Origin of the sequence: Flavobacterium sangjuense (assembly GCF_004797125.1) — a bacterium.
GTDB lineage: Bacteria > Bacteroidota > Bacteroidia > Flavobacteriales > Flavobacteriaceae > Flavobacterium > Flavobacterium sangjuense.
This window is the reverse complement of the sequence record NZ_CP038810.1, coordinates 2508873-2526287: the sequence shown is the minus strand read 5'-3', so window position 1 is coordinate 2526287 and position 17415 is coordinate 2508873. Positions and strand designations below refer to the sequence as shown.

The window sequence follows — 17415 nt, the reverse complement described above, 5'->3', positions numbered from 1 at the left end:
TAATTATTTCTCGCAAAGATGCAAAGTCACAAAGTTTTGATTTTAATCTATTTCTTATTACTCTTCGGTTTCAATGCTATTTTCATGCTTTCCGTTTGCTTTCTTTCGGCAGCTTTTAACGGATACAAATGAGAACTTCCCATTTTGTATTGATTTGGAATATCATCCGTTTGAAATTGTTCGTAAGCCTGCGCATTTCTAACAAAATTGGCATCAGCCAACAATGGTCTTCCCAATGCGACTAAATCAGCTCTGCCATTCAGAATGATGGTATTGATTTGATCAATGTCCTGAATGTAACCCGTTGTAATGGTTGGAACATGAATTGTATTCCGAACCAAATCCGAGAATGGTGTTTGCCACATTCTTCCCGTTTGTGGTTTCTGATTTGCTACGGTATTTCCGGTTGAAACATTGATGATATCGGCACCGGCATTTTTAAACGCAGTAGCAATGGTCAAGACATCTTCTTCTGAAATGCCGTTTTCCGCCCAATCAGTTGCGGATATTCTAACCGACATTGGTTTGTCTTTTGGAAATGCATTTCGCATTTCGTTGAAAACGCGTAACGGGAATTTCAATCTGTTTTCGATACCTCCGCCAAATTCATCCGTTCTGACATTCGTGAAAGGCGATAGGAAAGAGGCTAACAAAAATCCGTGATGTGCCTGTAATTCTATCATATCAAAACCGGCTTCGTCTGCATTTTTTGTTGCCTGAACAAATTGAGATGTAACCAAATCCATATCTGCTAAAGACATTGCTTTTGGCATAGCATAATTTTCATTAAAAGCTATTGTAGATGCTGAAATCAATTCCCATGGATTTTGCTTCGCCAGTTCGCTATCGCTCGGGTGAATTGGTTCGGTTTCCCAAGGTTTTTTTGACGCACCTTTTCGACCTGAATGACCAAGTTGAATTCCGATTTTTGTTTGCGTATTTTTATGAATAAAATCTATAATTGATTTCCATTTAAGCATTTGTTTTTCAGTATATATTCCGGCACAACCTAAAGTAATACGTCCTGTTTCTGAAACCGCTGTCATCTCGGTTATAATCAACCCGACACCGCCTGTTGCCCGACTTCCATAATGCACCAAATGCCAATCGTTGATCAATCCGTTTTCGGCTGAATATTGTCCCATTGGTGACATTACAATTCGGTTTGAGAGTTCTAAATCTCGCAGTTTAAATTTGGTAAAAGCCGGAGGAATATGGTTACTGTTAAATTCGCTCAGCACTTTATCCGTAAACGATTTATCGCGTAAGCGAAGGTTTTCATATGTGACTTTCTTCGCTCTTGTCATGCATCCAAAAGCGAATTGATAAAACGGATGCTGGTTGTTTCTGTTCATATTTTCAAACCAGTCTAGCGAAACCAAAGCGGCATGCTGAATCATTTCAACTGTGTTTCTTCGGGTTTTGTCGTATTGTTCAAAAGCTGCCTGTACATTGGTCGGATTGGCAATCACAGCATCTGATAAACCTATGGCAGAATCCATAGCCAATTTGGTTCCCGAACCAATAGAGTAGTGGGCTGTGGCTTTGGCATCTCCTAAAAGAACTATGTTATTGTGATACCATTTTTCATTCGTAACATGCGGAAACTGGCGCCAATGTGATTTGTTTGTGATTAAGCCGTGACCATCCAATTCTTCTTTGAATATTTCGGATATTTTGGCAATTGTATCTTCTTCATTAGTAACTTCAAATCCATGTTTTTGCCAGGTTTCATCACTGCATTCAAAAATCCACGTGCTCATTCCCGGTTGGTATTGATAAGTATGAGCAACAATAGTTCCGTGTGGCGTTGTTCTAAAGAAATAGGTAAAAGCATCTAAAGGTTTGGTTGATCCAAGCCAGACGAAGCGGTTCTTCTTTAATGAAATTTTGGTTCCGAAGTCATTGGCAAATTGTGTCCGGATTGTACTTCCAATTCCATCGCAAGCCACAATAATATCAGCATCTTTGAATTGGGAAACATCATCTATATTTTGCTCGAAATGAAGATTTACGCCTTCCTCTGTGCATCGTTGTTGTAATAATTGCAATAATTTTTTTCGGGAACAACCACAAAATCCGTTTCCGGCGATGCTTACGGTTTGTCCGTCTCGGGCAATGATGATGTCATCCCAATAGGCAAAATTGCTTCTGATTAATTCATAGGATTTTAAATCTCGGGAAAGAAATTCGCCTAAAGTTTCATCTGAAAACACGACTCCAAACCCGAAACTGTCATCTGCTTTGTTACGTTCGTAAACATCAATTTGGCAATCGGGCATTGCTTTTTTGGTTAGTATCGAAAAGTATAATCCGCCCGGACCGCCGCCAATTACTGATATCCTCATAATTATTTTTTCATAAAATCAAAGGAACCTTTTCTGAGATTGATTCCGTATTCAAGATAGGCTTTTAGACACGCCAGAAAATTTGACCAGCCAAAGGAATTTCCGGAAAGCCATTTGAGTCCGGCTTCATTGTTTGCCATACTTTTTTCAGAGATTTTTACTAAAGTAAAATTGTCGCCAACGGTAGAAAGTTTCATTTCAACCAAAAGATTTTCACCACTGTTTTCCCAATAATATGAAATTAGATTTGGCTCAGCTTTGACAACTTTTACCGGACATTCAAAATCAAATTCGGGAAATTTCCAAATCAAATCTTTGCCTTCTTCCATTCTTCCTGTACTTTGTGAAATGAAATAATTACACATTTTTTCAGGGTTTACAATGGCTTCAAAAACCTCATTGATTGGTTTTGAAATTTGCATAGCCACATTTATTTCTAAAACGTCGGGTTTCATAATTAGTTTCTTTTGACAGAGAAAATTTCTCCGATTTTTGCATAACCTGAACCCGCTAAACGAGAAACCGGTTTATAGTTTTCAAGGTTTATTTTGTAATTATCAAGCAGTACATCATCTGCAATATGCATCATAACGATTCGGCCAATTATGACGCAGGCACCGCCATTTTTATGATCTTCAAGGAAGTAATGATGAACCAATTCACATTCAAAAGTGATTGGACTTTCTTTGACACGTCTTGGTTGTATTTTTAAAGAAGGAATCGGAGTTACACCAGCCAATTCAAATTCGTCAATATCAGAATGAACAGCCTGTGCAGTAGAATTCATTTGTTCGGTCAATTCTTCGGTTACCATATTCACCACAAATTGTTTGGTTGCCAAAACATTATTAAGTGTGTCTTTATTGGTATTATTGCCTCTACCAGTGGAAAACATAACATGAGGCGGATCATCTCCAACGGCATTGAAATAGGAAAAGGGTGCTAAATTGTTGATGCCATGCTCGCTAATACTTGAAATCCAGCCAATAGGTCTTGGAATTACGGAGCCGGTTAAAAGTTTATAAACGGCAGTATGATCTAATTCGTTTGGGTCAAATTGCATGTTGTTGTTTCTTTACTACAAATTAAATGAAAAATAGGCAAGTACTATATCGTTTTAGTAAAATAATGCAAGTATTTTGAAAATGAATTTCTTTTTAATTAATAAACCCCCACTGAAATAAATCAATGAGGGTTTATAAGTTTAAGTTGGTTTATTATTTATCTTTTTACCACACGAACAGTTCTTACTTCTTCGCCCTGTGTAACAATGATATTATACACTCCGGAAGGATAGCGATCTCCAAATGGTGAATTCTCCAAATCAGATCTTTTCACCTCTCGTTGTTCTACTAGTCTGCCTAACATGTCATAGACTTTTAGACTAACCATTTCCTGGATCGAGGTAGTGACATCAATTATGAAGTTTTCAGCAAATGGATTAGGATGTGCTATCGCTTTGAAAGGTAGCGTCATCGTTGTTTTTGCTACTAGTGGAGTCGTCACACTACAGTCTTTTCCATAATCAACAAAAGTACCATAGAGTTGCATGGTCACCGAGACTACATAGGTATTACCCGGGAGCAATCCGGAGAACATACTCAAGGTGAAATATGGATTAGGTGTATCAACATATTGACTGTATACTAAATCACCTATTAAATTATATAATGTCAATCTGAAACGATACAGAGTAGCACCAGTAAAAGGAGTGGTGTTAATCACTTGTGTATTGCTCGTAGCTGTCATTTCACATTGTGAAGCAACTAAAGATGTTTCAGGCATTGGAGGTGTAAATATAGAACAAGCTTGTCCAAATTGAGACCAGGCAATTAAGTTGGCTAATTTTATTTTTATCTGAACATCTACTTTGTATTCTGTAGCATAAGTTAAGAACCCTGCAGGAACAGTCAACATTGTCAAATTAAAGTTTGGTGATGTGCGTTCAGGAGATAAGTAATATACACCAGGTGCATCAGCACGGGAAACTCTAAAACGATAGGCAAGAGCTTGATTTACTGCTGTTGCATTGATAGTAGAAGTCATAAAGATTAAAGTAGAACCACATTGTGTGGCAATCACTTTGGTTGTTGCTACAGTTGTTGTTGTAAGGGTACAAATTGGTCCGTTGAACGGTTGTACTTCACCATTTATAATAGCAGCCGCTTGAATAGAATATGGCGTGCCATAAGAATAAATACTAGTATCTGTCAATTTAAAGTGATGCTGCACAGTGTCAACATAAGCTATTTCACCGGTAACTAAATTAGTCACTTTAAATCGGTAACCAATCACATAACCTTCACCCAAATCGATTTCTGTACAATTGATAGTGTTATTTAAACCATGATTAATACCACCACAGCTAGGCGATAGTACATAAACCACTATTGGTGAATGACCGTCAAATAATGAACCATCACAGTTGTTATCAATATTGTCATATGGAATGTCATATACTCCAGGATGAATAGCAAACACGGCATCGTTGCAATCTAATGCATTAACAGAATAATTAGGTAACGGAGGTGTGCTGGCATTTATTGCACACAACTGAACAGCAGTTGATCCTGCAGCTCCATAGGTATCACCATCAGCATCTACATAGAATGGATACGTTTGATGTCTGTCATCTTTGGAATCATCACAATCGGTATTGTCTAATGAATATCCTGCCGGTACTGTAGTCGCGTTTATAGAACACAATAAAACTGAAGGTCCAGCTCCATATCCATCACTATCATTATCTGCATAGAATGGATATTCTTGATACACCGTAATTGTTAAAGGGTCGGAATAGACAATAAGACAAGTGCCACTTTGCACAACTGCTCTAAATTTAGTTGTTACTAGTAAAACGCCTGGTGAATGGGTATCACTTGTATTGGCAATTGGATACCAAGTCACGTCATCCGAAGAACTTTCCCATTGCAGCACAGCTCCTGTGTGTCCGCTAAGAGTCAAGGTGCCCGGTGCAAATCCTGTACAAATTGGACTTGTTCCACCGCTTACTGCTCCTCCAACACTAGTTGGGTCAACAGTAATAGTTGTTGCTGCAGTAGTAGCAATACATCCATTATTATCGGTTACTGTTGCTGTATAATTCCCGGAAGTGTTTACAGAAATAGATGGAGTTGTTTGACCGCTTGACCAACTTTGACCTGCATATGCGGCTGCCTGAGTGGTACGGGTATACGTATAGTTTCCACCTCCCGCTTGCCAGAAAGTAAATGTTAACTGGAAATAAATATTTTCTGAAATTAAATGCACGACCATAGGCTGATTAACCATACCCGGAGGATAACAACCAATCATTGGCCATAGATATTGGTAACTTAAGGTATTCCAGTCGGCTATGTTTCCATATGCCCATTCCGTATTACCTGGAGTCCAATTGCAATTACCCGCTGGTGCACTTGCTTCTGTAATAGCATTATAAAGAGGGAACGAATTGCCTCTGGTAAGATGAGTGTTAGCAGTAATATTATCTGTTTGACCTGCAACCGTTTTAACAAAAGTCAAACTACCTGCATTCCAAATATTTGGATTAGATGGTCCTGCCGTTAAAATAGTTGAACCGCCCTGGCAGAATGTAGTCGGACCAGTAACGCTTATTACAGGTGTTGGCAGAGGATTAACTACTACAGTAATAGTAGTTGAACACGAGCCAGGATCAGTAGCAGTTATCGTATAAACCGTTGTAACTGTTGGACTGGCTGTTACTGTATCTCCTGTAGTTTGATTCAAACCTGTGGCTGGAGACCAGTTATAACCACTGGCGCCGCTAACTTGCAATGTTGTGCTACCGCCAATACAGATCGCAATAGTAGTAGGACTAACGGCAACAGGTTGTGGATTGACAGTAACCGTTTGACTAACAGTTGCAGAACAACCGAAAGCACTTGTTGCTGTTACACTATAGTTTCCAGCAGTAGCTACTGTTATCGCACCATCTGTGGAACCATTACTCCAAGAATAACTTGTATTCATTACTTGATTAATAGGAGCATATATCAAGCTAAGTCCAGAAACAAAGCCATTTAGCCATCCTTTAATACCAACTACTACATTTCCATTAGGTACATATTGAGTACCTAAAGAAGATCCAGCTGGTCCAAAGGCACCGGCAGAAGTTGGTGATGAACTATTATTCCCATTAGCCTGTATATAATTTATAGATTGTCCATATCCTTCGAAACGGGAAAGATAACCACAACAACCATTATCGGCTCTACCTCCTACCAATACTTTATCACCTGTCAGTAAATAAGGACCATTTGGACCACCGCCTCCACCAATACCTAATGCAGAAGTATACACTATATTAGGGTTAAGCGTACCATTTGAATTTAATTTTTTACATGCCAATTGTATTTTGTCCATCCAGGAGCCTGTATAACCTGTATATCCTACAGCTACATATCCTGCCGGACACTTACAATCTACAGGCGTACCGCCTCCACTAGGTGAGTTCATAAAAGTAGTATTACTACTAGGATAAGGAAAATCTGCTGTTAGTGTAACGCTACCTCCATCACAAAAGGTTGTCGGACCATTAGCCGTAATAACTGGTATTGGTAATGGATTTACAGTAATATTTGCAGGAGCACTGGTATTAGTACAACCATTTCCGTCAGTATAAGTATGGGTATAAGTAGTACTCGGTCCTGTATAAGGATTTGCCACACTCCATGAGCCTCCTGCCGGAGTTCCTGATAATGCAATGGCTGTGCCTGCACATCCACTTACATCAGCTGCTGTAACTGTTGGTAATGGATTAACCGTCAATACACCGCTGACATAGTTTACACCATTCCAAAATGAACTACCACCTGAATTAAATCCACCATACTGATAGGCACAACCATCTAAAGAATAACGGAAAGTATAGTAATAAGTTCCCGGAGCTAAAGAACTACCGAAAGTAGCCTTATATTCATCGTTATTACTTATATGATCAGAGTTCCAAGTAGCAGGAGTCCAATTTGACCATGTATTTGGATTAGAATTGCTTCCTACCGGACTAATTCCAATCCATGCCTGAATTCCCGGAGCTTGACCAGGGATATTAGCACCAACATCAGTTAAGCCACCTTCATAAACCTGACCGTAAGCTGTCATGCTGCCTCCAGGACAAATAGATCCTGAACCCGGCCATTGTAAATTGACATAATCAAGTGTTTTTATTGTGAGTACACCACTTACACTTGATGAACCATCCCAAACACCACTGCCTCCAAAACCTCCGTATTGATAACCACAACCCATATAAGAATAACGGAATGTATAATAGTAGGTTCCTGGAGTTAATAAATTACCGATATTAGCCATGTATTCATCATTATTTGAAATAGCAGAGGCATTCAAAACAGCAGGAGTCCAATTGGTCCATGTATTCGGATTTGAATTACTTCCTTCGGGGCTGATTCCAACCCATGCCTGAATATTTGGTGCCTGACCTGTAATATAAGGTGCTACATCTGTTAAACCTCCTTCATAAACCTGCCCATAAGTAGTGAAACTTCCTCCCGGACAAATTGCGGCATTGGGCGGCCATTGAAGATTAGCATAATCTAATTTGTGTGTCGTAACTGTTGCCGAAGCACTTGTCGCACTACATCCATTACCATCTGTATAAGAATGTGTGTAAGTTGTACTTGGACCAGTGTAAGGATTAGCAATACTCCATGTACCTCCAGCAGGAGTTCCTGACAAAGCTATTGCAGTTCCAAAACAACCACTGACATTATTTGCTGTAACAGCAGGTACAGAAGTTACAACCACCACAGATTGGGTACAGGTTGCCGAATTACCACTGGCATCTGTTGCTGTCCATGTCACAACTGTAGTTCCAACCGGATACGGACCAGCAGGAACCGGGCCTGAAATAGTTGGCGAACCACAATTATCAGTCGCAGTTGCTGTACCAATGCTTCCACTATATGTACAACCTGTATTGTTTGCAATTACGTTTGCCGTTGGTGGGCATGTAATTACTGGAGCTATATTATCAACAACCGTGACAAATGCATTTTCAGTATTTGAATTATTATTGACATCGGTAACGGTTAATGTTACAACTGTCCCCGCCGAACATATATAGGTTTTAAAAGGAATATCTCTAACGGCACCCGGATTAGTTGGACTAACAGCTGTTCCGCCTGCATAAGTTCCTGTAATATGATGATATACTGTACCAGAACCTACAACTTCAAAAATATATTTTGTACCAGCTGTTAAAAAAGGGGGCGTTGCAAAGGTGAAGCTTGTAAAACCAGGGAAATTAGCTGCACCGTCTGCTGAATTTGAAGTAGCCAGAATAGCTCCTGTAAAAGCAGTGGCTAAATCTTCGCTCACATAATTTCTAAGCCTTAATTGTGCCGGATTATATGATATCACATCAATTTTTGATAAGAGTCCCGATGTGAGACAAGTAAAAGTTTGTCCATTAGGCCCTGAATTGGCATTGGTTGCGGAATCTATATAGTTGGCATCCATTTGACAATTCCCGATTGACAAATTAAGATCACTACAGTCAAAATTTGTTTTACTTAAACTCATGCTGGCAATACTACAATTATCAGTACTGCCATTGTTAATTTGAGCTGCGGTAACCTGAGCGGTGCCATTTGCATCCAAATTGACAGTTACATTTTGAGTGATAACGTTGGGTAGTTGTGTATCATTAACCGTTACCGTAAAGTCACAACTTTGAGAACCACAACTATTGGTAGCTGTTGCCGTAACTGTTGTTGTGCCTACTGGGAAGAAACTTCCTGAAGCTATAGAATAAGTTATAGTTGGTGATGTACCGGTTGCTGTGGCTGCAGGATAATTGACGATGGCACCACATTGTCCCGGTGTATTTGAAACTGTGATATCAGATGGGCAGGATATGACAGGAGCCGAACCAACTACAACAGTAATGTTTACAGTAGTGCTTGCAGTAGGGTTGAAATTATCAGCAAAATAAAAACTGACGTTATGTGAACCTTCATTGCATGCAGCGCCAAGTATCGAAACTATTGCATTAGAAGAAGGGCCACTTGACGAGGTAACAGTAGCATTACACAAACTTCCGGTATCAATAGCTACTAAAACATTTTGACCAACTTCAGGAGGCAAGGCCGTTAAATTTATTGTACCGGTTTCTCCACAAGCTATATTAAGCGTATTATTAGCCGGAAGACCTGAAACACTCGGGGGCAAATTAGTAAGTGAACCTGCAGTTAATGGGAAACAGCCGAAATCAAGATAATTAATACCGCTTGTTCCACTTAGAGGTCCGATATAAGTTCCATTGTTCGCATTAAAGCGACCAATTTGTATGTAGTTAATACCATCTCCCTGATTAATTCCTGCAGTTGCCGGGAGTCCTCCAAAACCATTTACACCTCCATTTGAAGGTACCTCACCTGTAGTCCATTGCATATCGCCATAATAAAAGGCAACATTACTACCTAATCCTATCAAAGAATCATTTCCATTTGTTATGATTACCTGAAAGGTATTTAATAAATTAGTCTTTTGATTATAATACCCTACTCCAGGCCAGGTAACAATCAGATTGGTTGGATTTACTTTATATTTAACTGTGTTTCCAACACGGGTGTCTACATCTGCCCAAAATGGTGCTACCATTGGTACATTAAAAGGAAAACCAGCAGGATCGTACACTGCAGAAGGCCCAGTAAATGTTAGATTTCCATTATTGTTAATATAAACAGAATTATAATTTACTCCATATAAGCTAAATGTAAATGGTAATGCAATGGGTCCAACTGATCCATCATCATTTCCCGGGAAATTGGTATAAGTGCCATCAGGCGGAATATAGCAATTAACAGCAGGTGAGGCGGTAATTTCACTATTACTGCGACTTAGATTGAATGCTTGATTTAATTGTCCGGAATTTCCAGTAGTTACATTTTTTATTGGGCTTATTTGTGTTGCTCTATTCCCAATCGATGATGATTTAGAAGCGTAATGTTCCGGTCCTGGCTCAATTACAGTAGCGCTTTGAGCATTTGATTTGTTTATCGTTAATAAACAAAATAAGGTCATTAACAAAATGGTTGGATGTAGTTTTTTGTAATTCATTTTTTTTGGTTTTAAGTTGCTTGTTTAGTTGTAATATTCAGTTACCTACTCTTTGAAGGGATTTTCGGCTTCTTCCCAATGCGCAATAGTAAATAAGCCTCACTCTCCAAAAAGGAAAGTAAAACACGACTTGAGGAGCGATTTAAACACAAAAAGTGCTTAAATAACCATTAGTAGGTAACGCGAAAAAAAAGTAGGTTGAAACGGAATCAAGCATCAATTATGGAGGAAATTGATTTCCGTAAACAAAAGATAATTTAATTAATAAAAGTAGGTGTTACTTTATCAAAAAATCTGAATTAAATTTAACAGTTTTTATTTTGTTAAAAATAATAAATCCGATGAAATGTAATTTTCACCGATGAATCAACATTGTTAAATCACAAAATGCATTTTGATGAATTTACCTTTCACCTTTTGCATTAAAAAAAATTGTCAAGTACTATATCGTTTTAGTAAAATAATGCAAGTATTTTGAGAATGAATTTCTTTTTAAATTACAATAAAGTAGTATTTTTATAAAAATATTACACCAACACTATGAGCTACTATAAAATTCTCAATTTAGAACATTATTTCAAGATGTATAAAAAATCTGTCCGGGAACCTAGAAAGTTTTGGGATAAGATTGCCGAAGAAAACTTTACCTGGTATCAAAAATGGGAGAAGGTTTTTGAATTTAATTTTTCAGAAGCAAGTTTCAAATGGTTTGTTGATGCCAAAGTTAATATTACCAAAAACTGTATTGACAGGCATTTGGCGAGACGTGGAGATAAAACGGCTATCATCTTTGAACCAAATAATCCTGATGAAGAGGCATTACATATTTCGTATAACGAATTGTACGACAGAGTTGCCAGAATGGCGAATGTGCTCAGAGAACAAGGTATTCAAAAAGGAGACAGAGTTTGTATTTATTTGCCAATGATTCCCGAATTAGCAGTTGCTACTTTGGCCTGCGCCCGAATTGGAGCAGTGCATTCAGTAGTATTTGCAGGATTTTCTGCTTCGGCAGTTGCAGCGCGTATTAATGACTGCGAATGTAAAATGGTCATTACTTCTGATGGGAGTTATCGTGGAAATAAATCCATTGACCTAAAAGGAATTGTGGATGAAGCTTTAGAAAAAACACCTTGTGTGGAAAAAGTATTGGTCGTTAAAAGAACGAATACTGAAGTAACTATGAAAGATGGCAGAGATTTTTGGCTGCAACCATTACTCGATGCTGCGATTCCAAATAACGTAGCCGAAGTTATGGATGCTGAAGATCCGTTATTCATACTTTACACTTCGGGCTCAACCGGAAAGCCAAAAGGGATGGTGCATACCACAGCCGGTTATATGGTTTATACTGCCTATACTTTTAAAAATGTTTTTGCCTACGAAGAGAATGATATTTTTTGGTGTACTGCTGATATTGGTTGGATTACCGGACATTCTTATATTCTTTACGGACCATTATTGAACGGAGCCACAACAGTGATTTTTGAAGGTGTTCCTTCTTATCCTGATTTCAGTCGTTTTTGGGAAGTAATCGAAAAACATAAAATTACACAATTCTATACGGCACCAACAGCTATTCGTTCGTTAGCAAAAGAAAGCCTTGATTATGTACAACGTTTTCCGTTGAAGTCGTTAAAAGTTATTGGTTCTGTTGGTGAACCTATAAATGAAGAAGCGTGGCATTGGTATAACGATCACGTTGGCGGCAAACGCTGTCCACTTGTTGATACCTGGTGGCAAACCGAGACAGGAGGAATTATGATTTCGCCGGTTCCTTTTGTAACACCAACTAAACCAACTTATGCGTCATTGCCATTACCTGGAATTCAACCTGTTTTGATGGATGAATTACGCAACGAAATTGAAGGCAATCAGGTTACCGGAAGTTTGTGTATTAAATTTCCATGGCCATCGATAGCCCGAACGATTTGGGGCGATCACCAGCGTTATAAAGAAACGTATTTTACGGCCTTTCCGGGTAAATATTTCACTGGAGATGGTGCTTTGCGCGATGAAGTTGGGTATTACAGAATTACGGGTAGAGTGGATGATGTGATCATTGTTTCGGGACACAATCTTGGTACAGCTCCTATTGAAGATGCTATCAATGAGCATCCGGCAATAGCTGAAAGTGCTATTGTTGGTTTCCCTCACGATGTTAAAGGAAATGCATTGTATGGCTTTGTTATACTCAAAGAAATTGGAGAAACCAGAAATCAGGATAATTTAGCCATAGAGATAAATCAGATTATTTCTAACCAAATTGGTCCGATTGCCAAGCTTGATAAAATCCAGTTTGTATCAAACCTGCCTAAAACACGTTCAGGGAAAATCATGCGTCGAATTTTGCGAAAGATTGCTGAAGGCGATTTTAGCAATTTTGGAGATACTTCTACTTTATTGAATCCCGAAATTGTGGATGAGATTAAAAATGGAAGAGTATAATAAAAAAGCCTATTCAATTTGAATAGGCTTTTTTTATTGTTAGGCTGATTGCACTTTTCGTTTTAAAATCAAAGCACTGATTATCGGTACCAATAATCCAATTGGGATAAGTACTTCTACATAGGTAAAGACAATTACCCAAAACGGATTTTTATACATTTCCTTCATCATGAGCATTTCATCTGTTTTGGCTTTTAATTCAGTAGCAGATATTCCGGAAGTGCTCATTTTTTGAATCGCAGCTGCAGAATATTTCTCCATAAAATCGGGATACAGGCAGTAGTATTCAATCAACCAAACTCCAACATAAATCGTTGAGGCAATTAAAGATATCAACGCGCCTATTTTTAAGGCTCTTCCAAAGGTGATTGCTCCATTATTTTGCTTGTCGCGATAATTTTTCACTCCGATGAATACAAATGAAAAGGCTACCAGCATTCCGGTATAGCCTAAAATCATGCTGCCTTCGTAATCCGGATTTTTGTTTAATGAATAGACGCCATACGCCATAAATGCGGTCACGATGGCTCCGGCAATTAAACCATAAGTTAAGATAATTTTTTTCATACTATTTTGTTTTAAATTTAACTTCGTTCTGTTCGGTCTTTCGACCTCGAGTGAGAGCAAAGTTTAAGAATGTAGTTTGAAAACACCTCATCCTTTTGGGTGATTTTATATAAATCATCCTAAAGTAGGAGGAAGCAGCAAAAGTTTTTTAGCGGTTTCAATGGCTTGTGTTCTTCTTTTAACTTCCAGTTTTTCAAACAGTTTGGCACTGTGCGTTTTGATTGTATTAAGCGAAACAAATAAGCGCTCGGCAATTTCCTGATTGCTTAAACCTTCTGCCATTAAAGTTAACACTTCCAGTTCACGCTTGCTTATTTTTCGTTCCTGCAGTTCGGTTTCATTTAATACAAAGTCATCGTTTGAGATTACTCTAACTTCTTTTTCTATGATAACGGTTTTTTCTTTGGGTTTTGTTACTTTGTTGGCAGCCCAAATGCCAAACAATAAAAAGAAAACAGCGATCAATCCGACATAGATTTCATACTGATGTTCTAAAATCAAAAACCTAAACTCTAACCAACGCAACAACAACATTAGTATAGCCATTGCTAATGCATAACTGAAGAGTTCTTTATGACGTTTTAATTTTTGAAGCATGTACCAAAAATAGAGAAAAAAAGGGATTAGGGAAAAGAGAACAGGAAAAAGTGCGCCCTTTTTAGCCCCGATGGAAGCAAACTACCGTGTAGTGCGGACAGCGGGAGTGAACTTCCTGAATAAAAGAATTGCTGCGCTCCTAATAAAAAAAAAAGCCCCAATAGTGTTTCCACCATCGGGGCTTAAAACTAACCTTTATAAAAACTTATGAAACTAACTCACTTTGATTTCTAAACACTAATTGACCGCCAAAACTATCCAAGAGCACAACACTATCAGTGGTTACTTTCCCAGCCAGTATTTCTTTGGACAGCTGGTTTAAGACTTCTCTTTGAATGACTCTTTTTACAGGACGCGCTCCAAATTGTGGATCAAATCCTTTTTCGGCCAAATAATCAATGGCTTCCGGTGTTGCGTCTAATGTAATGTTTTGATGCGCCAGCATTTTGATAACATTTTTTAACTGCAAGCCTACAATCTGTTTGATATTGGCATTGGTCAAAGGCGTAAACATTACGATTTCATCGATACGATTGATAAACTCCGGACGAACCGTTTGTTTTAATAAACCTAGAACTTCTGCTTTGGCAGCTTCTGTTGCGGCTTCTACAGAACCTTTTAAATTTTCAAATTTTTCCTGTATGATGGCACTTCCCATATTAGAAGTCATAATGATAATCGTGTTTTTGAAATCGGCTAAACGTCCTTTGTTATCGGTCAATCTTCCTTCGTCTAATACCTGTAATAAGATATTAAACGTGTCAGGATGCGCTTTTTCGATTTCGTCTAACAGTATTACGGAATACGGTTTTCTACGTACCGCTTCAGTCAGTTGACCGCCTTCGTCATAACCTACATAACCCGGAGGCGCACCAACCAATCGGCTTACGCTGTGACGTTCCTGATATTCACTCATATCGATACGTGTCAAAGCATTTTCATCATCAAATAAATATTCGGCTAATGCTTTGGCTAATTCGGTTTTTCCAACTCCGGTTGTTCCCAGAAATAAGAAGGTTCCGATTGGTTTTTTCATATCCTGCAATCCGGCGCGACTTCTGCGAACGGCATCGCTTATCGCTTCAATGGCTTCTTCCTGACCTACGACTCTGTGGTGGAGTTCGTCCTCAAGTTTTAGGAGTTTTTCTCTTTCGCCCTGTAGCATTTTCATTACCGGAACTCCGGTCCATTTGGCAACTACTTCGGCAATATCTTCGCGGGTTACTTCTTCTTTTATTAAAGAAGTTCCGTCTTGTTTTTCCAGTAATTCTTTTTGAAATTTGTCCAAACGTTCCTGAGCTTCTTTTATTTTTCCGTAACGGATTTCGGCTACTTTACCATAATCGCCATCACGTTCGGCACGTTCGGCTTCGTATTTAAAGTCTTCGATTTCTGTTTTTGTTATTTGGATATTATCTACGACATCTTTCTCTGATTTCCATTTGGTAAAAATCTCATTTCGGTCTTCTTTAAGATTCGCCAAATCTAATTTCAGCGCTTTCATTTTGCTTTCGTCATTTTCGCGTTTGATGGCTTCTAATTCGATTTCCAATTGCATAATTTTTCTATCCAAAACATCCAATTCTTCGGGTTTTGAATTGATTTCCATACGCAGTTTTGAAGCGGCTTCGTCAATTAAATCGATGGCTTTATCCGGCAGAAAACGATTCGTAATATAACGTTGTGACAATTCAACAGCAGCAATAATCGCCTCGTCTTTTATCTGAACTTTATGATGCGTCTCATATTTTTCCTTAATACCACGAAGAATCGAAATGGCGCTTTCGGTATCCGGTTCGTCAATCATAATTTTTTGAAAACGTCGTTCCAATGCTTTGTCTTTTTCGAAGTATTTTTGATATTCATCCAATGTTGTTGCACCGATAGCACGCAATTCACCACGAGCCAGAGCAGGTTTCAAAATATTGGCTGCATCCATTGCGCCTTCGCCACCTCCGGCACCAACAAGCGTATGGATTTCATCAATGAAAAGTACAATATCACCTTCGGCAGAAGTTACTTCTTTTACCACCGCTTTCAATCGTTCTTCAAATTCACCTTTATATTTGGCACCAGCAATCAGTGAACCCATATCAAGCGAATAAACGACTTTGTCTTTAAGATTTTCGGGAACGTCGCCATCTACGATTCTGTGTGCTAAACCTTCGGCAATAGCTGTTTTACCAACACCGGGTTCACCAACGAGCATCGGATTATTTTTAGTACGACGTGTTAGTATTTGCAACACTCTGCGAATTTCCTCATCACGTCCTATAACGGGATCCAGTTTTCCCTGACTCGCTAATTCGTTGAGGTTTTTAGCATATTTGTTCAAAGCATTATACGTTTCTTCGGCAGAAGCAGAAGTCACGCGTTCGCCTTTTCGGATTTCGGCAATAGCCGATTCTAATCCTTTTTCGGTAACCCCTTGGTCTTTTAAGATTTGGGCAACCTTACTTTTAGATTTGAATATGGCCAAAATCAAATGCTCGATGGAAACATATTCATCGTTCATTTTTTTGGCGATGATATTCGCTTCGTTCAAAGCATTGTTCGCTTCTCGGGACAACATGAGTTCACTTCCTGAAACTTTTGGGAAGCTTTGAATAGTGCTGTCTAATATCTTTTCAAATAAATCGACATTCACATTGAGTTTTTTCAAAATGAATGGTGTAACGTTTTCGTCAACTTCCAGAATTCCCTTGAAAATATGTTCGTTCTCGAGCTGTTGCTGACCAAAACCTTGTGCAATGTGCTGTGCTTGTTGCAATGCTTCCTGCGATTTGATGGTTAAATTATTTATGTTCATTGTTGTGTGTTGTTAAAATAAATTAATTATGTTTTCAGATGTATATCTTTGCCGAGCGTTGCTCAATTTGTGTTCCAACGTAAAATTACAGACAGAATGTCTTTTTTCAAATGATTTTTATCATATAAACAAGACAAAGTGTCTTAAAAACAGACAATTATGGGTTTTTTAAATAGCATTTTTAGTTCTTCTGAAGAAAATCAATCCGATTCAAAAGTAGGATGGAGGCAGTTGGCTGATTTAGGTCAACTGAATGAAATAATTGCCGAGTCAGCAGAAAAGCCCGTTATTATTTTTAAACACAGTACGCGTTGTGGTGTGAGCCGAATGGTTTTGAAGCAATTTGAAAACGAGTTTGATTTGCACGAAAAAATCACACCTTATTTCTTAGACTTGTTAGAACACAGAAATGTCTCGGATGAAATTGCCAGTCGGTTTGGGGTATTTCATCAATCGCCACAACTAATTGTTATCAAGGATGGAACAGCGGTTTTTAATGATTCGCATGGAAGCATTGATGCCGGAAAATTAAAGCAGTTTATTTAG

General features: G+C 38.5%; 9 protein-coding genes. 2 read left to right on the top strand and 7 right to left on the bottom strand.

Translation table 11 applies throughout. The annotated features are described in order from the left end of the window. Positions 1-47: 47 nt before the first annotated feature. The 4 genes from GS03_RS11150 to GS03_RS11135 all read right to left on the bottom strand — a co-directional run bounded on the left by GS03_RS11150 (position 48) and on the right by GS03_RS11135 (position 10448). Positions 48-2348 (bottom strand): oxidoreductase, encoded by a 2301-nt coding sequence (locus GS03_RS11150; RefSeq protein ID WP_136152623.1) that lies wholly within the window; start codon positions 2346-2348, stop codon positions 48-50. Between the two features lie 2 nt (positions 2349-2350). Then, positions 2351-2803, bottom strand: coding sequence for an SRPBCC domain-containing protein (locus GS03_RS11145; RefSeq protein ID WP_136152622.1), 453 nt, complete (start codon positions 2801-2803; stop codon positions 2351-2353). A gap of 2 nt (positions 2804-2805) precedes the next feature. Then, positions 2806-3411, bottom strand: a complete 606-nt coding sequence (locus tag GS03_RS11140; RefSeq protein WP_136152621.1) for a flavin reductase family protein — start codon at positions 3409-3411, stop codon at positions 2806-2808. A 158-nt stretch (positions 3412-3569) separates the two neighbouring features. Beyond that, a complete protein-coding gene (locus tag GS03_RS11135; RefSeq protein WP_136152620.1) occupies positions 3570-10448 on the bottom strand; it encodes a nidogen-like domain-containing protein in 6879 nt (2292 codons plus the stop codon). 540 nt (positions 10449-10988) lie between these two features. Between GS03_RS11135 and acs the strand changes: the two genes are divergently transcribed. Then, positions 10989-12896, top strand: coding sequence for an acetate--CoA ligase (acs, locus tag GS03_RS11130; RefSeq protein ID WP_136152619.1), 1908 nt, complete (start codon positions 10989-10991; stop codon positions 12894-12896). Positions 12897-12935: 39 nt separating this feature from the next. Here the strand turns inward: acs and GS03_RS11125 are convergent, their stop codons facing one another. The 3 genes from GS03_RS11125 to clpB all read right to left on the bottom strand — a co-directional run bounded on the left by GS03_RS11125 (position 12936) and on the right by clpB (position 16869). Next, on the bottom strand, positions 12936-13463 hold the full coding sequence (locus GS03_RS11125) for a DUF4199 domain-containing protein (RefSeq protein WP_136152618.1): 528 nt from the start codon (positions 13461-13463) through the stop codon (positions 12936-12938). A gap of 114 nt (positions 13464-13577) precedes the next feature. Continuing rightward, positions 13578-14060: a response regulator transcription factor gene (locus GS03_RS11120; RefSeq protein ID WP_136152617.1), complete on the bottom strand. Its 483-nt coding sequence runs from the start codon at positions 14058-14060 to the stop codon at positions 13578-13580. Between the two features lie 205 nt (positions 14061-14265). Further along, positions 14266-16869 (bottom strand): ATP-dependent chaperone ClpB, encoded by a 2604-nt coding sequence (gene clpB / locus GS03_RS11115; RefSeq protein WP_136152616.1) that lies wholly within the window; start codon positions 16867-16869, stop codon positions 14266-14268. A gap of 159 nt (positions 16870-17028) precedes the next feature. Here clpB and ytxJ point away from each other — a divergent pair, with 159 nt between their 5' ends. After that, a complete protein-coding gene (gene ytxJ / locus GS03_RS11110) occupies positions 17029-17415 on the top strand; it encodes a bacillithiol system redox-active protein YtxJ (protein ID WP_136152615.1) in 387 nt (128 codons plus the stop codon).